Here is a 22550-nt window from a genome sequence, read left to right as displayed (position 1 = left end):
CCAGTGTCGTACGATGGGCGAATGAAAATCCTGGTGACCGGTGGCGGTGGTTTTCTTGGCCAGGCCTTGTGCCGCGGTTTGCGCGATCGCGGACACGATGTAGTCAGTTTCAACCGCGGCCTGTACCCCGAACTCGACGCGCTGGGGGTCAGGCAGATCCAGGGCGATCTCGCCTCGGCCAACGCGGTCATCCATGCCGCGAAAGGTTGCGAGGCGATCTTCCACAACGCCGCCAAGGCCGGTGCATGGGGGCCCTACGAGGACTACCATCGCGCCAACGTGCTCGGTACCCGGCATGTGCTCGATGCCTGCCGGGCCCGTGGCATCCAGCGCCTGGTCTATACCTCCAGCCCGAGCGTGACCCACCGGGCGACCCATCCGGTGGAAGGTGGCAGTGCGGAAACCGTGCCCTACGGCGAGCACTTCAAGGCACCGTATGCCGCAACCAAGGCGATCGCCGAGAAAGATGTGCTGGACGCGAGCGACGCATCGCTGGCTACGGTGGCATTGCGGCCACGGCTGATCTGGGGCGTGGGTGACAACCAGCTGCTGCCGCGATTGGTCGAGCGGGCTCGCGCTGGCCGGCTGCGCCTGGTCGGCGACGGCAGCAACCTGGTCGATACCACCTATATCGACAACGCCGCGCAGGCCCATTTCGATGCGTTCGATCATCTTGAGCCCGGCGCCGCGTGCGCCGGACGGGCGTACTTCATCAGCAACGATGACCCCCGGACCATGCGCGAGACGGTCAATGGCCTGCTCGCCGCGGCGGGTGCGCCGTTGGTGAACAAGACCCTGCCGTTTGGCCTGGCTTATGCGATCGGAGCCACCTGCGAAGGTTTGTGGCGAGCCCTGCCGCTGGAGGGCGAGCCACCGATGACGCGTTTTCTTGCCGAGCAACTGGCTACCGCGCATTGGTATGACATGGGTCCGGCGCGGCGCGACTTTGGCTACCGGCCATCGGTGAGCTTCGATGAAGGGCTCGCGCGCGTTGCCGCCGCGTATTCCGGCTCCAGCCATGACCACGGCGGGATTGGCCAAGCCCAGTAGAATGCGCGAATGACCGAGCCATCACACCCGTCCAGCCCGTCGCTCCTGGGCGCACTCAAGCCCGCGGCCGGGCGCGCGCTGGAAGCCGCGCTCAACCGTGCGCTGGCACTGGACCCCGATACCCGCGACAGCCTGCGCGCGCTGGATGGTCGACGGGTCGCGCTGCGCCTGAGCTCGCCGCCGCTGGCACTGCAGGTTCGCGTCAATGGTGAGCGACTTGAGGTCGGGCCGATTGATGGCCAACCCGAGCCGGATTTGTCGGTACGCAGCACCCTGGACGGGCTGATTTCGCAGCTGCCTTTCCTGCGCAACGACGATGCGCCGCCGGTCGGGAAATTGCGGATCGAAGGCGATGCCGACCTTGCGCGGCGACTGCAGCGACTGGCCGAGCGGTTCGACCCGGACTGGCAGCGGCCCTTCGCAAAGGTGTTCGGGGACGTGCTGGGGGTACAGATCGCGAACGCGTTGGCGGCCGGATTGCGCCGCGCACAGGTCGTGGCCGGGCAGCTCGCCGGCAGTGCGGCCGAGTTCGTCACCGAGGAATCGCGCGACGTGGTGCCACGCGCTGAGCTCAATGCCTTCCATGACGACGTGGATGGTTTGCGCGATGACGTGGAGCGGATTGCCGCGCGCATAGCCCGGCTGCACACCAGCGCATCGAAGCTTGCTGCGGGCAGCGGCTCGGCCGGGGACGCAGCACCATGAAGTCGGTTTTCCGCGCCTGGCGGATTGGCCGGGTGTTGCTGCGCCATCGCCTCGACGACCTGCTTGATGGCACTGCGGCGGAGCGTTGGCTGAAGCTGGCGCGCCCGTTCGTTCCGCGTGCACCGGCGTCGATCGCCATGCAGTCACGCGGCGCCCGGTTGCGGCTGGCGCTGCAGGAGCTTGGCCCGATCTTCGTCAAGTTCGGCCAGATACTGTCCACCCGTCGCGACCTGGTGCCGCCGGACATCGCCGCCGAGTTGGCGTTGTTGCAGGACCGGGTTGCGCCGTTCGATGGCGAGCTCGCGCGCACCATCGTCGAAGAGGCATTGGGCCGCCCGGTCACCGAGGCATTCGCGCGCTTCGATGTCACCCCGCTGGCGTCGGCATCGATTGCCCAGGTCCACGCGGCGACGTTGCCGTCGCCTGACACCACCCCCGGTCGCGAAGTCGTGGTCAAGGTGCTGCGGCCCCAGGTCGAGGCGCAGATTGCCGCCGACATCCGGCTGCTGCGCGCGTTGGCCGGCGTGGTAGAGCGCACCCATCCGCGCGCCGACAAGATCCGCCCGCGCGAGATCGTCGCCGAGATCGAGAACACCCTGGCGGCCGAGCTCGACCTGGAGCGTGAGGGTGCCAATGCCAGCGTGCTGCGGCGTTTCTGGACCAAGCCCGACGGCACCCCCAGTGACGACCTGTACGTGCCCGAGGTGATCTGGTCGCACACGGCCGGCCGCGCGCTGACGCTGGAGCGCGTGCACGGCATTCCGTCCGACGACATCGAGGCGCTGGACGCGGCCGGCATCAATCGCCCCGCGCTGGCGGCCAAGGGCGTGCGGGTGTTCTACACCCAGGTGTTCCGCGACAACTTCTTCCACGCCGATGCGCACGCCGGCAATATCTGGGTCGACCTCGACCCGGCGCGCAAGGCGAACCCGCGCTTCATCGCGCTGGATTTCGGCATCATGGGCCAGCTGTCGGATGAGGACCAGTACTACCTCGCCGAGAATTTCATGGCGATCTTCAATCGCGATTACCGCCGCATCGCCGAGCTGCACCTGCGCTCTGGCTGGATGCCTGCCGACAGTCGGGTGGACGAGCTGGAAGCCGCCGTGCGCGCGGTGTGCGAGCCGTACTTCACCCGACCGCTGAGCGAGATCTCCCTGGCCGAGGTGCTGGTCAAGCTGTTCCGCACTGCGCAGCGGCACGAGCTGACCCTGCAACCGCAACTGATTCTGCTGCAGAAGACCCTGCTCAACATCGAGGGCGTGGGCCGGCAGCTGGATCCGAAGATCGACATCTGGGGCGTTGCCAAGCCGGTGCTGCAAAAGATCCTGGTCGCCCGTTACAGCCCCAGGCGTTTGTTGGGCGAGTTCCGCAAGCGCCTGCCGGAGCTGGTCACCCACGCCCCGGAAATGCCGCGACTGCTGCACACCTGGCTGACCCAGCAGATCGAAGGCAAACATGAGCTGCAGATGCGCTCGCAGGATCTGGCCGAGTTGAGTCGCAGCGTTCGCGATGCGCAAAAACATACCGTCGCGGCGATCCTTGGCAGTGGCCTGCTGATCGCGGCGGCGGTGCTGTATGGGCTGGAGGCGGGAGGGCCGGCGCTATGGTCGATCCCGGTCGCGTCCTGGGTCGCCGGCGTGGCTGGACTGATCGCGATGCTGATGGCGTGGCCACGGCGTCCATGACGGTGACCGCTGGGTTCATCGACGGTGACGTAGCGGACAGCGTGCCGGTCGCGTCCGCACTCGCGCTGGACGTGCTGTATTGCGACGAGCACTTGGCTGTAGTCAACAAGCCGGCGGGGCTGATGGTGCACGACAGCGCCCTGGCGCGCGGCGAGACCGACTTCGCCGCCGATCGCCTGCGCGAGCAGTTCGGTCGCAAGGTGTTTCTGGTCCATCGCCTGGACCGTGCAACCAGTGGTTGCCTGCTGCTCGCATTCGACCGCGACAGTGCCTCGGTGCTGGGCAAGGCGGTGATGGCGGGCGAGATCGAAAAGGACTACTGGGCGGTCTGCCGGGGATGGCCGGACGGCGACTTCCAGGTGGATCACCCGCTTGACGGGGGGCCGGGAAAGCCGGTGAAGAAAGACGCGACGACCCGCTTCGGGCTGCTGGCAAAAACCGAGTGTGACTGGCCTTCCAGTGGCTTTGCGTCCTCGCGCTACGCGCTGTTGCGCGCGCAACCGCAGACCGGTCGTTTCCGCCAGATCCGTCGTCACCTCAAGCACGTCTCGCACCACCTCATTGGTGACACCAGTCATGGTGATGGGCGACACAACCGGGCGTTCCGGATGATCGGCGTGCACCGCATGTTGCTGCATGCGCAGCGGCTGGCATTCGCTCACCCGGATTCGGGGGACGTGCTGCAGGTGACCGCGCCGGTTGATCCGCCGTTCGGCAAGGTGCTGGAGTTGTTCGAGGGGCTGCCGCAGGAGTGTCGGAGCGAACCCGGGCGCCGCGGCGTTTAGACTCGAGCCATGGTCGAGATCGGCAGCATCGTGATTCCCGAGTCCGAACTGGTCGAGCGTTTCGTGCGTTCTGCCGGCCCCGGCGGGCAGAACGTGAACAAGGTCGCGACTGCCGTCGAGCTGCGCTTCGACATCGTCAACTCGCCCTCGTTGCCCGAGCCGGTGCGCGAACGTCTGCTGGCGCGCCGGGATCGCCGGATTACCCTGGACGGCGTGCTGGTATTGAGTGCCCAGCGGTTTCGCACCCAGGATCGCAACCGCGAGGATGCGCGTGAGCGTCTGGCGGCGTTCGTCAGTCACGGGCTGCAGCCGCCCAAGAAGCGTGTGGCAACCAAACCGACCCGGGGATCGAAGGAGCGACGGCTGGCAGGCAAGCGCGAGCGCAGTACGATCAAGCAGGGACGGGGGCGATCACGGCAGGAGTGGGACTGACGGGTTTGTCGGTCGGTGGCCGGAGACCATCTCGCGGCGAGCTGAAGACGGGTGACGGAAACATAGGTAACTAGAACACGGGGAAATATCCAACCGATGTGTCGACCAGACCATGCTCCTGCTGCAGACATCGTGCCGACGTTGCCAGCCAGCGTCCCGCGGACGAAGCCAAGCCGTTTCCAGCGTTGGCTGGGCCGTAGTGTGTTGCGGCTGGGCGGCTGGCGGATGCTGGGCGAGTTCCCGGACCTGCCCAAGGTCGTCCTGATCGGGGCACCACATTCGTCCAATTGGGACGGGATCTGGGGGTTTGCGGCCAAGTTGGCGCTTGGACTGGACATCAAGATACTGGGCAAGGACTCGTTGTTCCGGGTGCCGTTGGTGGCGCTCGTGCTGAACCGGCTCGGGGTGATCCCGGTCAATCGCAGTGCCGCCAGCGGGGTGGTCGGACAAGTGGCCGAAATGCTGGAGCAGGCCGACCGGTTCTGGATCGGTCTGGCGCCGGAAGGGACCCGCAAGCCGGTGGAGCATTGGCGGACCGGCTTCTGGAAGATTGCCCATGCCGCCCAGGTGCCGGTACTGCCGGTGTACTTCCACTATCCCGACAAGGTGCTGGTGGTGGCGGCTCCCATCAGCTTGAGTGAGGATATGAGCGCCGACATCGGACGCATCCGCGAGTGGTATCGCGGCGTATCGCGGGGCAAGCATCACGACGCCTGAGGCGGTCTCCGGCACGTGGTTTGCCGGGTTGGCATGGTAATTGCGTTTGTCTTTGTCTGGGGTGGTATTTCCCAACAAACGAACCAGTTGGCCGTCCAGATCACGGCCGCGGAGTGCCGCAATGCGCCGTTTCGATGCTGTCTTCCGTCTTGCCCGTGTCACGAGATCCCGACTGTGGATCGGGCGGCGCTGAGCCATGGCCTGTGTGCCCTGGTTCGTGATCGGCCCGAGCACCTGGCTGGCGGTGTCCGGTTATTGGAGCGCGGGCGATCCGGCCGTGCCGACGCCGGCCGAGGATTGGCGCCGTGCGATCGTGGACGTCGTTATCCCGGTTTACCGCAACCAGGACACGATCATTCATTGCCTGGCGTCATTGCTGCGTCAGACCCGTCTGCCAAGGCGCGTGGTGCTGGTCGATGATGCCGGGGTTGGTCGTGACCACGCCATCCAGTTTGCGCGGGAGTTCGCACGCGCGAATGGGATCGATCTGCAGATCGTGGTGCGTGCCTGGTCCATCGGCCGGGCCGCGACCTTGAAGTGGCAGGCGCGCCAGTTCACCGGGGACGTGATGTGCGTGCTGGATGCCGATACGGTGCTTCAATCGCCGGACTACATCGAGCGTTGTGTCCGTGAGCTGTACCAGGGCGTGGGAATTGCCAGTGCCCGCGGGAGCGTCAAGCCGTTACGGCAGGACGACCGAGTCGCGCTGGCAAGCACGACCCCGTTCCAGTATTGGCTGGGCGAGGACCGCTATCGCGACCCGAGGGCACATTGGCCGGCTTACCGGCGTTGGTGGCATGCGCTCGGCGTGGCGTACTACGAGCACCTCGCGCAGATCCAGCAAGGGGTTGTCGACAGCGGGCTGATGCGCAGCCAAGGCGGCGTCGCATGCGCCTCTGGTGGCGCGGTCGCCTATCGACGCCGCTACCTGGAAGATATGTTCGACCGCTATGAGCCGATCCGTGGCGATGACCTGACTGCCGTTGAGGATCAGTTCATTGCTTTGGCACTGGCCACCGAGGGCTATCGCAATATCCGCGTCGCCGATGTCGTGGCGCGCACCGAGTATCCCGAACTCCAGCACCTGCCACGCCGGTGCTGGCAAGTCAGTATCGGGCTGCTCCAGTGCGGACACTACTTCGATGTATTGCTGCGCAGTCCGCTGCGCGTTGCTCAACGATGGACGCAAAGGCGCGGTAAGCCACCGTCACGTACGCGCGGCGATGGCGATGATCTGCAAGTCGACTTGCGCCGGGTGCACGAGGCGTATCGACAACCGTTCGGTGAGCGTCTGACCCGGCACCAGGGGCGGCCCGCCGGCACCACGCTGATGTTGATGGCGCTGGAACAGCTTGGGTACCCGACGGCGTTGTACGCGCTGGCGTTGACTGGGCACTGGAGCCTGTTGGCCAGTCTGGTGGGGCTGGAGGTGGGCGCCGCGCTCTTGTTGGCCTGGTGGGTCGCGGGCGCCGATCGTTGGCGTGCCCTGCGACGGGCCGCGTTTGTCACGCCACTGCGTTATGCACTGATGCTGACTGGGCCATGGGCCATGGCGTGGTTTGCCGGCCGGCTGTGGCTATGGGGTCGCTACCGCTGGTTCGTGCGTCGACAGGTGGACGGCGTCCGGCTCCGGCGTGGTCGCTGATGCATCGTCGTCGAGTCGCCTCAGCGTAGGGATTGCCCGGTGGCGTCGTAATCCTGGCGCATGAACAAGTCCGGTTTGATCAGTTCGGTGAACGCACGCGCCTGGGGGCTGAGGTACTTGCCCTTGCGCACCACCACGCCATAGCTGCGATCGGGAAAGTAGTCCGACAGCGAACGGGCCGCCAAACGGGCGTCATCGGCAGGACCCAGGCAGATCGCAGTGACAATGCTGATCCCCAGCCCCATGGCCACGTACTGCTTGATCACCTCCCAGCCGCCAACCTCCAGCGCGACGGTGTAGGGCACGCGATTGCGCTGGAACACCAGATCGACCATCCGGTAGGTGGTCAGCCGTTGTGGCGGCAGGATCAGGCCGTAGGGCGACAGGTCCTGCAAGCTCAGCTTCTTCAGCGAGGCCAGCGGGTGGTCAAGCGGGGTGATCAGCATCGGTTCGAAACGCGCCACCGGCGCGTAATCCAGGTCGCCAGGCACGTCGAGCATCGAGCCCACCGCCAGGTCCACCGCATCGGATCGCAATAATTCCAGGCCGCCGGCGCCGGTGACGTTGTGCAGGTTCAGCCGCACCTCTGGCTGGGCGCTACGGAAGGCTGCGACGATCCGGGGTAACAGGTAGAGGATCGTGGAGCTGCCGGCGGCGATGTTGAGTTCGCCGGCATCCAGCCCGCGCACACGTTCCCGGAACACCGTAGGGAGCGCATCGAACCCCTCCACCAGCGGCCGGGCCAGTTCATACAGAGCCTCGCCTTCGCGCGTCATTACCAATCGTCGGCCGCTGCGTTCCAGTAGCCGCAGGCCCATGTCGCGCTCCAGTGCCTGCAACTGCAGGCTGACAGCGGGCTGGCTCAGGTACAGCGCCTCGGCGGCGCGCGAAACCGAACCCAGTCGCACGGTTTGGCAGAACGCCCGCAGCGGCTTCAGCCGGTCGCCCTTGTAGGAAAAGCGCGGAACCGTGGGCGACTCGGCAGTCATTTGCACTCTCGTCGGGGACGCGCTGGAGGTCTGATCGGCAGGCTGGGTAACAGTTGCGATCCAGTTATATGTAGATCTTATACAAAACATTGAAATATCTGTGTTGTCAAATACAGGTACGCCACCGCATGGTCGATCTCCATCCCAACGGAGTACCGGCATGTCGGCAGTACAGCCTCTTGCCCCGCGAGATCCCACCGCAACGGTGACCATTACCGCGACGGCCAACGATCAGCAAAGCATGCTTCAGCAAAGCGTGCTGACGCCTGAAGCGGTCGAGTTCCTCGCCGCCCTGCACCAGCGCTTTGAAGCGGCTCGCCAAGCGTGCCTGTCCCACCGGATAACGCGTCAGGCAGCGTTTGATGCCGGTCAGCGGCCGGATTTCCGCGATGACACCCGCTCCATTCGCGAAAGTGACTGGCGAGTCGCGCCATTGCCGGCTGCGCTGTTGGATCGTCGGGTCGAGATCACCGGCCCGGTCGACCCCAAGATGGTCATCAATGCGCTCAACTCCGGCGCCAATTGCTTCATGGCCGATTTCGAGGACAGCACGTCGCCGACCTGGGAAAACCTGGTGGCCGGCCAGCACGCCCTGCGCGCCGCCGCTGCAGGCACGTTGGAATACACGAGCCCCGAGGTCGGCGGCAAGCCGGCCAGGCACTACGCACTCAAGCCGTTGCCGGAGCAAGCGGTGATGCTGGTGCGTCCGCGGGGCTGGCATTTGGACGAGAAGCACGTGCTGGTCGATGGCCAGCAGATATCGGCCAGCCTGTTTGACCTGGGACTGTTTGCCTTCCACAGCGCACGCCTGCTCGCGGCGAAGGACCGCGGCCCGTACTTCTACCTGCCCAAGCTGGAATGCATGGAGGAGGCGAGCTTGTGGGATGACGTGCTCGCTCACATCGAGACGTCACTCGGGCTGGCGGCAGGTCAGATCAAGGTCACCGTGCTGATCGAGACCTTGCCGGCGGTGTTCGAGATGGACGAGATCCTGCACGTCCTGCGCGGGCGCATCGCCGGCCTGAACTGCGGGCGCTGGGATTACATTTTCAGCTACCTGAAGACCTTCCGTGTCCACCGCGACAAGGTCCTGCCCGAGCGCGGCCAAGTGACGATGGATCAACCGTTCCTGCGCATCTATTCGGAGCTGCTGATCCACACCTGCCATCGTCGCGGCGCCCATGCGATGGGCGGCATGGCGGCGCAGATTCCGATCAGCAACGACCCGGCCGCGAATGCAGCGGCGATGGCCAAGGTGCGCGCCGACAAGATACGCGAGGTCACCGCCGGCCACGACGGCACCTGGGTCGCGCACCCGGGGCTGATCCCGATTGCCCGCGACGTGTTTGACGAGCGCATGCCGACACCGCACCAGCACCACGTGCAGCGCGCGGACGTAGAGGCCTTCACCGAGCGCCAGCTGCGCGATCAACTGGTCACTCCCCCCTTGGGAACGGTCACGCGCGCGGGCTTCGACAACAACGTCGAGGTCTGCGTCCGTTACCTCGCGGCTTGGCTGGATGGCACCGGCTGCGTGCCGATCCACTGGCTGATGGAAGACGCGGCGACGGCCGAAATTGCTCGAGCGCAGTTATGGCAGTGGCTGCATCACGACGGTCACCCGTTGCACCTGGACGACGGCACGCCGATCGATTTCACCTTGCTTGAGCGCGCTTTCATCGGCCTGCCGGCCCGGCTTGGCGACCCGGCACGACTGATTGGCGGCAGCCGGATCAGCGAGGCGGTCGGGATGCTTGATCGACTCTGTCACGCCAACGCCCTGGAAGCCTTCCTGACCATTCCTGCTTACCGGCGACTGGACTGAACGCCGGCTTCCACCCCCATACCACCAGAGGATCAGACCATGACCATGCAACCGACCGCGGACCAGATACGCCACGATTGGGACACCAACCCGCGCTGGATCGGCATCCAGCGCCCCTATTCGGCCGAGGAGGTGGTGCGCCTGCGCGGAACCGTCAAGGTGGAACACAGCCTGGCCACGTTGGGTGCCGACAAGTTGTTCCAGTCGTTGCACAGCACCGGCTTTGTCAACGCCCTGGGCGCATTGACCGGCAACCAGGCCATGCAGCAGGTCAAGGCCGGACTGAAGGCGATCTATCTATCGGGCTGGCAAGTCGCTGCCGACGCCAACCTGGGCGGCCAGATGTACCCCGACCAGTCGCTGTACCCGGCGGACTCGGTGCCGGCGGTGGTCAAGCGCATCAACAACACCCTGTTGCGTGCCGATCAGATCCAGTGCGCGGAAGGTGCTGGCGATATCGACTTCCTGCAGCCGATCGTGGCCGATGCGGAGGCCGGCTTTGGCGGCGTTCTGAACGCCTTCGAGCTGATGAAGGGGATGATCGAAGCCGGTGCCGCTGGCGTGCATTTCGAGGACCAGCTGGCCAGCGCGAAGAAGTGCGGCCACATGGGCGGCAAGGTGCTGGTGCCGACCCGCGAGGCGGTCGAGAAGCTGGTCGCCGCGCGCCTAGCGGCGGATGTCATGGGTGTTCCGACGTTGATCATCGCTCGTACCGACGCGGAGGCCGCCGACCTGTTGACCAGCGACATCGACGCCAACGACGCCGCGTTCGTCACCGGCGAGCGCACCGTCGAAGGCTTCCACAAGACCCGCAAGGGCATCGACCAGGCCATCAGCCGCGGCCTGGCGTACGCGCCGTATGCCGACCTGGTCTGGTGCGAAACCGGCAAGCCGGACCTGGCGTTCGCACGTAAATTCGCCGAAGCGATCCACGCGAAGTTTCCCGGAAAACTGCTGGCCTATAACTGCTCACCGAGTTTCAACTGGAAGGGCAACCTGGATGACGCGACGATTGCGAAGTTCCAGATTGAGCTGGCCGCGATGGGCTACAAGTTCCAGTTCATCACCCTGGCTGGTTTCCACGCACTCAACTACGGCATGTTCCACCTTGCCCGCGGGTACGCCGATCGCCAGATGAGCGCGTTTGTCGAGTTGCAGCAGGCCGAGTTCGCCGCTGCCGCGGAAGGCTTCACCGCGGTCAAGCACCAGCGTGAAGTGGGTACCGGGTACTTTGATGCGGTGGCCCAGGTGATCCAGGGCGGGCAATCCTCGACCGTCGCGTTGAAGGGTTCGACCGAGGAGGAGCAGTTCGCACCCATGCGCGCCGTGGTGGCATGACCCGGCGCGTTCTGAAGGATGCGCATTGACATTACCCCTTGATGATACTGTGGATTTACAACATCCGGAGACAAGGGGTAACGGGGTCATGCGTTTTTTCATTCTGGTTTCATCGGCAGTGTTGAGCCTGTTCGTCAGTTTCTCGGTGTCAGCTGCTGACGAGCCGCTGTCATTCTCCGAAATCCGCGAACAGCAAATAGAGGTCCGGGCGGACGTGGACGCCAACAGGTCTCCCTACGACGACATGTCACAACGCGACCGGGAGCGTCTGGTGCAACGGCAGGACGACTTTCTGCACCTGATCGAGGGCAAGGCTTCGTTGCTCGATCTGGACGAAAGAGGCCGGACCGAAGCCATCAACTCTCTGGAGTGGATCCGGGCGGAGATTTCCGGCGCCGAGGAAGACCGCTTGATCTGCAAGCGCGTAACGCGTGTAGGCACCCACATGAAAGAGCGCGTGTGCAGAACCGTCGCGGAGCGGCGCAAGGATCTGGAAAACTCGAGAAAACTGTGGGGAACCGGCAATCCTTGTTCCAACCCGAATGGGTGCACGACGGCGAACGCGATGAGCGGCGACAGGTAGGTAGCGGTTCTAGCCCTACAAACATCCGAGGAGACTCATGTCCAATTACAAAGTCGGAGACCACGTCAGTTGGAACTCGGAAGCCGGCCACGTGAGTGGCACTATCAGCAAAGTCCACACCAGCGACTTCGACTACAAGGGTCACACCCATCGCGCCACCCGGGACGATCCCCAGTACGAGATCAAGAGCGACAAAACCGACCATGTCGCCGCGCATAAAGGCAGCGCACTGCACAAGTTGAAAGATTGACGAAGCGTCGCCGATGAGTGGCATGGCCTGTTCAGCTGGGTGCTATGCTGATTGCCTGTTCCAGCACTGCCAATGGCGGACGTGGAATTTGCAATGGGCATGGGCGCAGTCAAAGGACGAGGTCCGGACATGGGCGAGTTATCCAGCGACGAGTACGCTTTATTCGCGTCCCTCGCGCGCACCCGTCGCGTGGAAGCCGGCACCTCGTTGTTCCGTCGGGGCGACCTGGGTACCACGATGTATGTCATCGCCAGCGGTCTGGTCGAGCTGGATTTCGGCGACGACCTGATTGCGAAGTGCTTCGGTCCGCGCGAGTTTTTTGGCGAGCTTGGACTGTTGATCGGCGATCACGCTCGCAGCGCTGATGCCAATATCGTCACCGGTGGGGAGCTGCTGGAGTTGCGCCACGAGGAGTTCCAGCGACTGGTCGACACCAGTCCGAAGCTGATCTCCTATTTCCTGCGGCGTGCGATCACGCGTGTCGTGTTCAACGAACGGGAGTTGATTCGACGCTTGCGTCGTCGCAACCAGGACTTGCAGGCGGCGATGGACCGTTTGCGGGCGACCAGCCAGCAGCTTCCATCCCGGTCCGAGCCTTCCAGATGATCTCCGATCCCGCCTCGTCGGCTCCGGCGGCGTCCAATGGCGGCGCACCGAGGCTGTGCACGATCCTGCTGACCGACCTGGTCGATTCGACCGCCTGGGTCGAGCGGCTGGGTGATGGCGCCGCGGCCGACCTGTTCCGTGCCCACGACCGCTTGACACTGGAACTGTTGCAGCAATGGTCAGGTCGCCTGATCGATCGTTCCGACGGCTTGCTGCTGCTGTTCGAAAGACCGGTCGACGGGCTCGCCTTTGCGCTCGATTACAACCGTGGATTGGCCCGACTGGGCACTTCACATGGCGTCGTACTGGAGGCTCGCACCGGCCTGCATGTTGGCGAAGTGTTGAGCTGGCGCAATAGCGATGAAGCGGTATCGATGGGTGCCAAGCCGGTCGAAGTCGAAGGGCTGGCCAAGCCCCTGGCAGCACGATTGATGACGATGGCCCGGCCTGGACAGATCCTGTTGTCGGCCACCGCCGAGTCATTGACCCACCGTGCAGCGCGCGAGCTGGGCGAGCGTGGGAAACGCCTGTCCTGGCAGTCGCACGGGCGCTGGCGGTTCAAGGGGGTGTCAAAATCCCAGGAGGTGTTCGAGGTAGGTGAGGCGGGATTGGCGCCATTGCGGTCGCCATGCAGTAGCGCCAAGGCCTGGCGGGACGTCGCCTTGTGGCGCAGGCCGGCGGCCTTGGTGGCCGAGGCGGCAATGGTCCTCGCGCTGGGCGTAGGGCTGTGGGTGATGGCCAAGCCGCAACCGGCCATTGCCTTCAACGAGCGCGACTGGGTGGTATTGGCCGACCTGCGCAACTTGACTGACCAACCGCTGCTCGACGCGTCGCTTGAGCAGGCCTTCCGGATCAGCCTGGAGCAGTCCCGCCACGTCAACGTACTCAGTGATCTGAAGACCCAAGCCACCTTGGCACGGATGCAGCGAAAGCCCGGTACCGCGCTCGACCGCGGCCTCGCTTCCGAGATTGCCATTCGTGATGGTGCCCGCGCCGTGATCCTGCCCACGGTGGCCGAAGTTGGTGGCCGCGTGCGGGTCAGCGCCGAGGTGATCGACCCTCACAGCCAGACCACGGTGTATGCCGAATACGCCGACGGCAAGGGGGCGTTGTCCGCACTGGCGTCGATCGACGAGGTGACAGCCGCGTTGCGTGAAAGCCTTGGCGAAGCCCTTGAGGTAGTGCAGCGCGATTCAATACCGTTGCCGGAGGTGACGACCGGCAACCTCGACGCGCTTCGGACCTATGCATTGGCCCAGAAGGCAACCGCGGAGCAACGCTGGGAGGATGCCAAACAGCTTTACCAGCACGCAATCGAGCTTGATAACGGATTCGCGTTGGCCTACATGGGGCTGGTGCGACTGCATTGGTCATCGATCGATTACAAGGCGGCATTGCCCTACCTGGACAAGGCGCTGTCCCTGCGCGCCGCGCTGCCACCACGCGACCGCCTGTATCTGGAAGCATGGAAGGCCGAGACAGCCAGCACCGGCACGGCACTGGAGGAATGGCGCATGTTGGCATCGCTGTATCCGGATTATTTTGCCGGTGCGGCGAATGCTTCCTGGTACCTGCTGGAAGCCAATCGCTTCAAGGAAGCACTTCCCTATGCAGAGGCGGCCGCAGTGCCGCAGGATCCGTTGCGTGCATTTCCGATCCGGCATATCGGGCACATACGGTTCGCCCTGGGCGATCCGGCGGCCGCGCTCGAGCAGTACCGTCTTGCGGAAAGGCTCGGGAGCGGTCAGCCCACCCGGTATTCTGCGGCCGCGCTGGCAGCACTGGGCCGATACGACGAGGCCTGGCAGATTCTGGACGTCCTGAAGCCCCGCGAAGGCGAGCCGTCCAGTTTCTACATGAACCTGGAGCGGGTATCGGTCGCGCTCGACCAGCAGCGCTTCGAGGTTGCGCGCAAGAAAGCCGCCGAGGCGATGGCTGCCACCGCTCAGTTGGATGAATTCCATCGGCACAATTTTGAATTGATCGCCCAATCGGCTGCGTTGGCAGACAAGCCCGGTGAAGTGTCCATCCCGAGCCTGAGACGGGTTGCACGTGCGGCCGAGGCGAGGTTGCAGGACGTGAACTCACCCGTGCGCCAAGGCGACGCCTTCCGATTGCTGATGGCGGCCTACCTGGCCCAGCGCAGTGGTGACAGTGCGCTTTCCGGGGACGTCCTGGAACACTCCGCGGCGGCGATCAACGCGTTGGACGACATCAATACCAGCAAGCTGCTGGTTATCGTGCAGGCGACCCAACTGCGCCTGAAGGGAGATCATGAGGCTGCGATCGCCTTGCTGGAGCCACAGATTGACGGATTCGAGCTGCTGCAGGCGCATTCGGCGTTGCTCGCAGGGTACGAGGCCGCGGGAAAGGATCAGCAGGCACGGCAGCAAACGCGATGGCTGGCTGCCCACCTGGGCCGTGCCTACGCGGAGATCGGACATAGCCAGCTGTTGCAGCCGATCAATGTCGCCGATGTGCGGCAGGCCCTCAGTGACGGCAACTGATCGAAGCTGAAGGCTCTGACGGGCTTTCGTGGGGTCGATGCAGCCGGATTATTTGCTGCGAAGAAACGACGAGACCTTGCCTGCCTCGAAACAAAAAACCACGGTCAGTGGACCTGCTGCCGTGAGGTGCGATTTGAGTGCTTCGCGGGATTCGGCAACTTCATGTTTCGAGGCCAGGTGGTCGACCTGGGTACAGCGCAAGGGCGACGCCCCGGCGGGCAGGAAGTAGCCGGCCTGGTTCAGCGCTTTCTCCGCGTCCTGCTTGAAGAGGGTGCGAAATTCATCGTCGGTGCTCAGTAGTTCGAGAAGCTTGTCGGCGACGCTGGGATCCAGCGGCGGGTGCCCTGATCCATCGTGCAGGTTAGTCATGGTTTCCCCTTTCCTGAAAATCGCTGCTGGCGGCCGGCCTGAAGTCTTGCCGCGCTGTGGACGGTTCGTATGGAACCGGATTCATAACATACTCGGTGAATCTTGGATCCGGATGATTACCGGGGGGGCAGGTGCATGCGGGTGCGTCGCTGCGCAGTGCTGTTTTTTGAGTTGCGGGAGGACGCCAGCTTCAGCCTGGCGTCGCTACTGACGGGGGGCGCGGGACTAAGTCGCGTGTCGCGTTGGTTGGCACTGGCGCCGCATCTGGATCACGAGGTCGAGGTGGATGCTGTGCAACGCGAATTGCTCGGCAGCCTGAGTCCTGTCGAGTGGGTGGATGCCGACACCTTGTCGGACCACGCGCCCGGGGCTCTCGACCGTTTGCTGCTTGAGGGGTTGGTGGTTGCCGATGAGCAGCGCACGGTGCACTGGGAGCGTGATGATGTGCTTCGCGCCTCGTACTGGTGGCCCCTGGCCGCGCTCATCCATCGGCAGAGTCGTTGGCACGGGATTGATGGCGTGCGGGCCATGCAGGACAACGACTTGGTGACCGCGGATAAATTGCGCCAACGATTTGGTGCGCCTCCCGCGGAAGTGGGCGGGCAAGCCTGTATCGCACCACGCCTGTTTTTGCCTCGTGCCGCGGCGAACGATTTCGACGATGTGCTTGCGCGCCGGGCCACCTGTCGAAATTTCGATGCCGAACGGCCTTTGCCGGAGGCCCTGTTCGCGCGGATGCTGCAACGCGTGTTCTCCGCGCAGGCGCAGGTGCGGGTCAGTCACGACACGGCGTTCCTCAAGAAAACCAGTCCCTCCGGCGGCGGCCTGCACCCGACCGAGGCGTACCTGATCGTGCAGGACGTGGAAGGTATCTCGCCCGGGCTGTACCACTACCACCCGGTCGATCACGCATTGGCGCCGTTGCCGGCGCCCGCGCTGCCGTTGGTGGAATTCGCCAAACTCGCCCTGGCCGGGCAGCACTGGTTCGCCAATGCGCCGGTGCTGGTGGTGCTGACGCCACGTTTTGGCCGCAGCTTCTGGAAATACCGCCACCACGCCAAGGCCTACCGGGCGCTGGTGCTCGACAGCGGGCATTTGTCGCAGACTCTCTACCTGTCGGCAACCGAGTTGGGCTTGGGGGCATTCGTGACCTCGGCGATCAACGAGGTCGACATCGAGCGTGGCTTCGGTCTCGACCCGTTGCTGGAAGGACCGCTGGCGATCTGCGGCTTTGGCTGGCGCGCCGGGACCATGGAGACCGCGGAGTTCGACCCGGGCCATGAGGTATGGCAGCCGGAATAACATCCGACGCGACGACGCAGTCTTGACCGTTGTGGAATGCGCGCGTAAACACTTCCAATTGGCGTGTCTTTAAAGGGGGATATTCATGCAAGCCAAAGGTGTAATTGTGTTGCTCTTTTCCGGTCTTCTGCTGGCCGGGTCGGTTGTCCACGCGGGGCAGGTGAGTGCCCCGGCCGACGCTGCAGCCGTAGCGAAGGACGTGGCAGTAACCAACGCGGACGATGACGGTGACCGGATGGTCTGCGAATACGAGAAGAGAATCGGCAGCAACATGAAGACCCGCATCTGCAAAACCGCGCGGGTGCGGGAACGCGAACGCGAGTTATCGCGAGCCGCGATGGAAGGCCGTTCCATCTGTGCGAACTGCGGCGGCGACTGAGCTGGCTTCTAGGCGACCTGGTTAGCCTGGCCGCGGTCCATTCGCCGGTAGCCAATCGCTTCGCTCAGGTGCGGCGTGCGGATGTGCGGACTGTCGGCGAGGTCGGCGATGGTCCGGGCTACCCGCAGGATCCGGTGCATCGAGCGTGCCGATAGCTGGAGTGCATCGATGGCCCGCTCCAGCAAATCGTGATCGGCGTTGGACAGTCGACAGGTCGCGGTGGTTTCCGGTTGGCTGAGGTGTGCGTTGGCTTTCCCGGCACGATCGGATTGCAGGCTTCGGGCATGCAGCACGCGCTCGCGCACTTTTTGGCTTGGCTCGCCGTCGGGTGCGTCCGGGCGTAGCGCCGATGTCGGCAACCTTGGAACCTCCACGTGCAAGTCGATCCGGTCCAGCAACGGGCCGGAGATGCGTGCGCGATAGCGCAACACCGTGTCGGGGCTGCAGCGGCAGCGACCGCTGGGATCGCCGGCCCAGCCACAGGGGCACGGATTCATCGCCGCCACCAGTTGGAACCGGGCCGGGAATTCGCAGCTGCGCGCGGCCCGCGAAATAGTGACCACGCCCGACTCCAGCGGCTCGCGCAGGACCTCAAGCGCGTGCCGCCCCCATTCGGGTAGCTCGTCGAGGAAAAGCACGCCGTTGTGGGCCAGGGAAATCTCACCGGGTCGGGGCTCGGCGCCGCCGCCTACCAGTGCCACCGCACTGGCGGTGTGGTGGGGCGCGCGAAACGGACGTTCGCGCCATCGTGACGGATCCAGTCCGCGACCACTGATGGAGGCAATCGCGGCCGAGTCCAGCGCTTCGTCCTGGGTCGCGTCCGGAAGCAGGCCGGTCAACCGCGATGCCAACAAGGTCTTGCCGCATCCCGGCGGGCCGACCAGGAGCAGGTGATGGCCGCCGGCGGCAGCGACTTCCAGTGCACGCCGGGCATGGGTTTGCCCGCGAACGTCGCTGAGGTCGGGGCCGCGGGTGCGCGAGGTGGGCATCGCGATCGCCGATGGCAGCGACTTGGTCCCGCTCATCATCGCGCACACCTCCAGCAAGGTACGCGCGGTGCGTACTTCGACCTGGCTGGCCAGTGCCGCCTCGGCGCCATTGCCAAGCGGGACGATCAACTTGCGTCCGGCACTGCCGACTGCCAATGCCGCCGGCAATACGCCGTCGATGGCGCGCAACTCGCCGGTCAGCCCCAGTTCCCCGAGAAACTCATACTCGCTGAGCGCCTCAAGGGGGATCTGGCCGCTGGCGGCGAGAATGCCAAGGGCGATAGGCAAGTCGAAGCGGCCGCCGCACTTGGGCAGGTCGGCCGGTGCCAGGTTGACGGTGATCCGACGCGTCGGAAATTCAAATTGCGCGCACTGGATCGCCGCGCGAACCCGGTCCTTGGCTTCGCGCACGGCAGCTTCGGGCAAGCCAACGATCGACATCGACGGCAGGCCGCCGCCGAGGTGGACCTCCACACGGACCGCAGGCGCACGCACCCCCGATCGCGCACGACTGTGCACGAGTGCCAGGTTCATCGGGACGACTCAGTGGCGCGGCTGGGCGGGAGTATCAAACGACGACGGCGCTGCACCGCCGGAGCCGCGCTCGACCTGCGCCTCCAGGTCGGACACCGTGCGTTGCAGTTGCTCGAGCTTCTCGCGGGTACGCAGCAACACCGCGCGCTGGACTTCGAACTCTTCGCGGGTGACAAGGTCGAGCTTGGACAGTCCGGTTTGCAACACCGACTTGATGTTCTGCTGCAGTTCCTCGCGGCTCTCGCGCACGCTTTCCGGGACCAGGCCACTGAGGCGGCGGGCGAGTTCGTCGATGTGGTTCAGATCGATCATGGTGGGCTCCTGCAACAATGCTCCCAGCCTCGCGTGCCGGTCGGTCCGGCGCCATCAGCCGGTGCCGCGGTCAGGGGTCAGATTAGTCTGACCCCTGATGGCCGACTCTGCGGAACCGCTACTCTAGCGCAGGCAGCGCGGGAGATCGCGTTATTCTTGCCGGCAATCGACCCAACCCCGGAGGCAGCGGATGAAAATGGTGATGGCGGTGATCAAGCCGTTCAAGCTCGACGATGTCCGCGAGGCACTGGCAGAGGCCGGCGTGGCCGGGATCACGGCCACCGAGGTCAAGGGATTCGGTCGCCAGAAAGGCCATACCGAGTTGTATCGCGGGGCCGAATACGTGGTCGACTTCCTGCCCAAGATCAAGCTGGAGGTCGCAATCACCGATGACCAGGCCGACACCGTGGTGGAGGCGATCATGAAGGCCGCCGGCACCGGCAAGATCGGTGACGGCAAGATCTTCGTCTGGGACCTGGACCGGGTGGTCCGGATCCGTACCGGCGAGCTGGACGGCGACGCGCTGTAGGCAGATCGGGGTTACTCGCCCAGTGCCGCGGCAACGAAGGGCGGCAGGGTCGACGCGCCCTTGTGGATATCGGCGCTGTAGTAATGGCTGTCGAAGGATTTGGCGCGCGCGTCGGCCTCGCGGAAGTCGAAACCACCGGACTTCCTTGCCAATGTGCACGACCACCAGCCAGTGGGGTAGCACGGCTGCGGGAACGGCAGGGTCTGGAACGACGTAAAGCCGGCTTTTCCCATCTCCGCGCGCATCGCCTTGATCAGGTCCAGCAATACCAGCGGCGACTCGGATTGCTGCACCAGGATGCCGTCATCCTTCAGTGCATGGAAGCAGGACTCGAAGAACGACTTGTTGAACAATCCCTCTGCCGGGCCGACCGGATCGGTCGAGTCGACGATCACGATATCGAGGCTGCCGGGAGCGCAGTTCTTCATGTAGGCGATGCCGTCGTCGAACAGCAACTGCGCGCGTGGATCGGCATTGGACTCGCATAACTCGGGGAAGTACTTCTCGGACATGCGGGTGACCTGCTCGTCGATATCGCACTGCACCGCGCGCTCCACGCCGGGGTGTTTGAGCACCTCGCGCAGGGTGCCGCAATCGCCGCCGCCGATGATCACCACCTGCTTCGGATCGGCATGGGTGAACAGCGCCGGGTGCGACATCATCTCGTGGTACAGGAAGTTGTCGCGCGTGGTCAGCATGACCGCGCCGTCGATCAGCATCAGGTTGCCCCAGTCGGTCGTCTCGAAGATCTCGATCTTCTGGAACGGTGACTGCACCTCGTCCAGCTTCTTGTTGATGCGGAAACCGATCGCCGAGCCCGACGGCTCGAAGTTCTCGTAATGCCAGGAGGGTTTGGGGGTCATTGCGGTTCGTCCAGTATTCGGGGAGGCCGCCATCGGGCAGTCCCGGTCGGGGCCGCCATTTGGTGGGATCGAAATTAAACCCCGATTGTAGCGAACCGCCCTCTGTCCTTTCGTGACGGATCGTTGTGCGACGGTCCCATGATCAGCGGTCGGTGCCTGATGACGGCAGGGTAAACCGGCTTCCGTTGTGACGCCCACGGGTCACCGGGACGATAGAATGCCAATCCCCCACACTGCTGGTAGCAAACCGATGTCCCACTGGTCGATGGATCAGGCCCGCAAAGCCTATTCGATTCCGCATTGGAGCGAGGGGTATTACGACGTCGACAAGGCCGGCCGGGTCACGGTGCTGCCGACGGGTGCTGGTGGCCCGGCGGTCGCGCTGCCCGAGGTCGTCGATCAGGCCCGCGCCGAGGGCGCCAGGTTGCCGCTGCTGGTGCGGTTCCCGGACATCCTGGGCGACCGGCTGGGCAAGCTGCAGGGCGCGTTCGTGCAGGCGATGGCGGAGGCGGACTATGCCGGTGGCTACACCGCGGTGTACCCGATCAAGGTCAACCAGCACGAAGGGGTCGCCGGCACGCTGGCGTCGCACCACGGCGAGGGTTTCGGGCTGGAGGCCGGCAGCAAGCCGGAGCTGATGGCGGTGCTGGCGCTGAGCCGGCCGGGCGGGCTGATTGTCTGCAATGGCTACAAGGACCGCGAGTACATCCGCCTGGCCCTGATCGGCCGCAAGCTCGGCATGGAGACCTTCATCGTCATCGAGAAGCCGTCCGAACTGTCGCTGGTGATGGAGGAGTCGAAGGCACTGGGTGTAACGCCGGGCCTGGGCGTGCGCATGCGGCTGGCCAGTCTGGGCGCGGGCAAGTGGCAGAACAGCGGCGGCGACAAGGCCAAGTTCGGCCTGTCCCCGCGCCAGGTGCTGGACCTGTGGAAGCGCCTGCGCGAGGCCGGCATGACCGATTGCCTGCGCCTGCTTCACTTCCACATGGGCTCGCAGATCTCCAACGTGCGCGACATCGCCAGCGGCATGCGCGAGGCCACGCGCTACCTGGTCGAGCTGTCGAAGCTGGGTGCGAACGTGCGTTACATGGACGTCGGCGGCGGCCTCGGGATCGATTACGAGGGCACCCGTTCGCGCAGCTACTACTCGATCAACTATGGCGTCCAGCAGTACGCCAGCAACATCGTGCAGCCGCTGGCCGATGCCTGCGCCGAGCACGGTCTCACGCCGCCGCGGATCGTCACCGAATGCGGCCGCGCGATGACCGCGCACCACGCGGTGCTGGTGGCCAACGTGTCCGAGGTGGAGCCGGCGCCGGAAGGCCGCGTGCCCGACCTGCACGACGACGAGCCGGCGGTGATCCGCCATCTGCGCGAGATCCACGCCGAACTGGACGCGCGCCCGGCGGTCGAGCTGTTCCACGAAGCGGTGCATTTCCACAACGAAGGCCTGACCGCGTACGCGCTCGGCCAGATCGACCTCACCCACCGCGCCCGCATCGACGACCTGTTCTACCTGATCGCCCACGGCGTGCGCGATCGCCTCAATGCCGGCGAGAAGAGCCACCAGGCGGTGCTGGACGAGCTCAACCAGCGGCTGGTCGACAAGTACTTCGTCAATTTCAGCGTGTTCGAGTCGATGCCTGACGTGTGGGCAATCCAGCAGGTGTTCCCGATCATGCCGATCGAGCGGCTGGACGAGGCGCCGCAGCGCCGCGGCGTGATCGCCGACCTGACCTGCGATTCCGACGGCCGCATCGACACGTATGTCGGCAACGAGACGCTGGACACCTCGATGCCGATCCACTCGCTCATTCCCGGCGAAAGCTACCGGCTGGGCTTCTTCCTGGTAGGCGCCTACCAGGAGATCCTCGGTGACATCCACAACCTGTTTGGCGACACCGATGCGGTCGAGGTGCGGGTGGACGGCGCGGCCGACGGCGGCTACCGGCTGGCCCAGCAACGTCGTGGCGACACCACCGACGTGATGCTGGACTACGTCGGCTACAAGGTGGACGACTTGCGTGCGAACTACCGGCAGAAGGTCGCTGCCGCCAACCTGCCCGCGGATGAGGCCGACCACTTGAATGCGACGCTGGAAGCGGGCCTGACCGGTTACACCTATCTCGACGACGCGCCTTTGGCATGAGGAA

The 22550-nt window shown here is 64.8% G+C and carries 22 protein-coding genes; 17 read left to right on the top strand and 5 right to left on the bottom strand.

Annotated features, from left to right (window positions below; translation table 11 throughout):
- Window positions 1–21 precede the first annotated feature (21 nt).
- From oleD to ACW7G6_RS05700, 7 genes are all read left to right on the top strand, one after another.
- On the top strand, window positions 22–1050 hold the full coding sequence (gene oleD / locus ACW7G6_RS05730) for a 2-alkyl-3-oxoalkanoate reductase (protein ID WP_456997732.1): 1029 nt from the start codon (window positions 22–24) through the stop codon (window positions 1048–1050).
- Between the two features lie 9 nt (window positions 1051–1059).
- Entirely contained in the window at window positions 1060–1755 is a 696-nt protein-coding gene (locus ACW7G6_RS05725) for a ubiquinone biosynthesis accessory factor UbiJ (RefSeq protein ID WP_456997731.1), read from the top strand.
- Window positions 1752–3443 carry a ubiquinone biosynthesis regulatory protein kinase UbiB gene (ubiB, locus tag ACW7G6_RS05720; protein WP_456997730.1) on the top strand — a complete coding sequence of 564 codons (1692 nt, stop codon included), beginning with the start codon at window positions 1752–1754 and terminating at the stop codon, window positions 3441–3443. Before ACW7G6_RS05725 ends, ubiB begins: the two co-directional genes overlap by 4 nt.
- Window positions 3440–4228 carry a pseudouridine synthase gene (locus ACW7G6_RS05715; protein WP_456997729.1) on the top strand — a complete coding sequence of 263 codons (789 nt, stop codon included), beginning with the start codon at window positions 3440–3442 and terminating at the stop codon, window positions 4226–4228. The genes ubiB and ACW7G6_RS05715 overlap by 4 nt, the downstream gene beginning before the upstream one ends.
- A gap of 9 nt (window positions 4229–4237) precedes the next feature.
- Window positions 4238–4660 carry an alternative ribosome rescue aminoacyl-tRNA hydrolase ArfB gene (arfB, locus tag ACW7G6_RS05710; RefSeq protein WP_456997728.1) on the top strand — a complete coding sequence of 141 codons (423 nt, stop codon included), beginning with the start codon at window positions 4238–4240 and terminating at the stop codon, window positions 4658–4660.
- Window positions 4661–4756: 96 nt separating this feature from the next.
- A complete protein-coding gene (locus tag ACW7G6_RS05705) occupies window positions 4757–5377 on the top strand; it encodes a 1-acyl-sn-glycerol-3-phosphate acyltransferase (RefSeq protein ID WP_456997727.1) in 621 nt (206 codons plus the stop codon).
- A 196-nt stretch (window positions 5378–5573) separates the two neighbouring features.
- Window positions 5574–7022 (top strand): glycosyltransferase, encoded by a 1449-nt coding sequence (locus ACW7G6_RS05700; protein ID WP_456997726.1) that lies wholly within the window; start codon window positions 5574–5576, stop codon window positions 7020–7022.
- Window positions 7023–7042: 20 nt separating this feature from the next.
- Here the strand turns inward: ACW7G6_RS05700 and ACW7G6_RS05695 are convergent, their stop codons facing one another.
- Window positions 7043–8011 (bottom strand): LysR family transcriptional regulator, encoded by a 969-nt coding sequence (locus tag ACW7G6_RS05695; RefSeq protein WP_456977753.1) that lies wholly within the window; start codon window positions 8009–8011, stop codon window positions 7043–7045.
- Window positions 8012–8171: 160 nt separating this feature from the next.
- Between ACW7G6_RS05695 and aceB the strand changes: the two genes are divergently transcribed.
- The 6 genes from aceB (at window position 8172) to ACW7G6_RS05665 (ending at window position 15120) form a co-directional block, all read left to right on the top strand.
- Window positions 8172–9836, top strand: coding sequence for a malate synthase A (aceB, locus tag ACW7G6_RS05690; protein ID WP_456997725.1), 1665 nt, complete (start codon window positions 8172–8174; stop codon window positions 9834–9836).
- Window positions 9837–9875: 39 nt separating this feature from the next.
- Complete coding sequence (gene aceA, locus ACW7G6_RS05685; protein ID WP_456977751.1) at window positions 9876–11174, top strand: isocitrate lyase; 1299 nt, start codon at window positions 9876–9878, stop codon at window positions 11172–11174.
- A gap of 88 nt (window positions 11175–11262) precedes the next feature.
- Window positions 11263–11757 (top strand): hypothetical protein, encoded by a 495-nt coding sequence (locus tag ACW7G6_RS05680; RefSeq protein WP_456977750.1) that lies wholly within the window; start codon window positions 11263–11265, stop codon window positions 11755–11757.
- 37 nt (window positions 11758–11794) lie between these two features.
- Entirely contained in the window at window positions 11795–12007 is a 213-nt protein-coding gene (locus tag ACW7G6_RS05675) for a DUF2945 domain-containing protein (RefSeq protein ID WP_456977749.1), read from the top strand.
- 129 nt (window positions 12008–12136) lie between these two features.
- Window positions 12137–12613 (top strand): Crp/Fnr family transcriptional regulator, encoded by a 477-nt coding sequence (locus ACW7G6_RS05670; RefSeq protein ID WP_456977748.1) that lies wholly within the window; start codon window positions 12137–12139, stop codon window positions 12611–12613.
- Window positions 12610–15120 (top strand): putative peptide modification system cyclase, encoded by a 2511-nt coding sequence (locus tag ACW7G6_RS05665; protein ID WP_456977747.1) that lies wholly within the window; start codon window positions 12610–12612, stop codon window positions 15118–15120. Before ACW7G6_RS05670 ends, ACW7G6_RS05665 begins: the two co-directional genes overlap by 4 nt.
- Window positions 15121–15168: 48 nt before the next feature.
- Here the strand turns inward: ACW7G6_RS05665 and ACW7G6_RS05660 are convergent, their stop codons facing one another.
- Entirely contained in the window at window positions 15169–15489 is a 321-nt protein-coding gene (locus ACW7G6_RS05660; protein ID WP_456977746.1) for an NHLP-related RiPP peptide, read from the bottom strand.
- 135 nt (window positions 15490–15624) lie between these two features.
- On the opposite strand from ACW7G6_RS05660, the gene ACW7G6_RS05655 reads away from it, so the two are divergent.
- Both ACW7G6_RS05655 and ACW7G6_RS05650 read left to right on the top strand, forming a co-directional pair.
- Complete coding sequence (locus ACW7G6_RS05655) at window positions 15625–16791, top strand: putative peptide maturation dehydrogenase (protein ID WP_456977745.1); 1167 nt, start codon at window positions 15625–15627, stop codon at window positions 16789–16791.
- 85 nt (window positions 16792–16876) lie between these two features.
- Entirely contained in the window at window positions 16877–17170 is a 294-nt protein-coding gene (locus tag ACW7G6_RS05650) for a hypothetical protein (RefSeq protein ID WP_456977744.1), read from the top strand.
- Window positions 17171–17178: 8 nt separating this feature from the next.
- Here ACW7G6_RS05650 and ACW7G6_RS05645 read toward each other — a convergent pair whose 3' ends face one another.
- Together ACW7G6_RS05645 and ubiK are read right to left on the bottom strand one after the other, a co-directional pair.
- Entirely contained in the window at window positions 17179–18693 is a 1515-nt protein-coding gene (locus ACW7G6_RS05645) for a YifB family Mg chelatase-like AAA ATPase (protein WP_456977743.1), read from the bottom strand.
- A gap of 9 nt (window positions 18694–18702) precedes the next feature.
- A complete protein-coding gene (ubiK, locus tag ACW7G6_RS05640; RefSeq protein ID WP_456997724.1) occupies window positions 18703–19005 on the bottom strand; it encodes a ubiquinone biosynthesis accessory factor UbiK in 303 nt (100 codons plus the stop codon).
- Between the two features lie 190 nt (window positions 19006–19195).
- Here ubiK and ACW7G6_RS05635 point away from each other — a divergent pair, with 190 nt between their 5' ends.
- Window positions 19196–19534 (top strand): P-II family nitrogen regulator, encoded by a 339-nt coding sequence (locus ACW7G6_RS05635; RefSeq protein WP_456962884.1) that lies wholly within the window; start codon window positions 19196–19198, stop codon window positions 19532–19534.
- An 11-nt stretch (window positions 19535–19545) separates the two neighbouring features.
- Here the strand turns inward: ACW7G6_RS05635 and speE are convergent, their stop codons facing one another.
- A complete protein-coding gene (speE, locus tag ACW7G6_RS05630; protein WP_456997723.1) occupies window positions 19546–20397 on the bottom strand; it encodes a polyamine aminopropyltransferase in 852 nt (283 codons plus the stop codon).
- Between the two features lie 250 nt (window positions 20398–20647).
- On the opposite strand from speE, the gene speA reads away from it, so the two are divergent.
- On the top strand, window positions 20648–22546 hold the full coding sequence (gene speA, locus ACW7G6_RS05625; protein ID WP_456997722.1) for an arginine decarboxylase: 1899 nt from the start codon (window positions 20648–20650) through the stop codon (window positions 22544–22546).
- Window positions 22547–22550: the final 4 nt, after the last annotated feature.

Source organism: Lysobacter sp. A421 (assembly GCF_054052145.1).
This window is presented reverse-complemented; position numbering and strand designations above follow the sequence as displayed.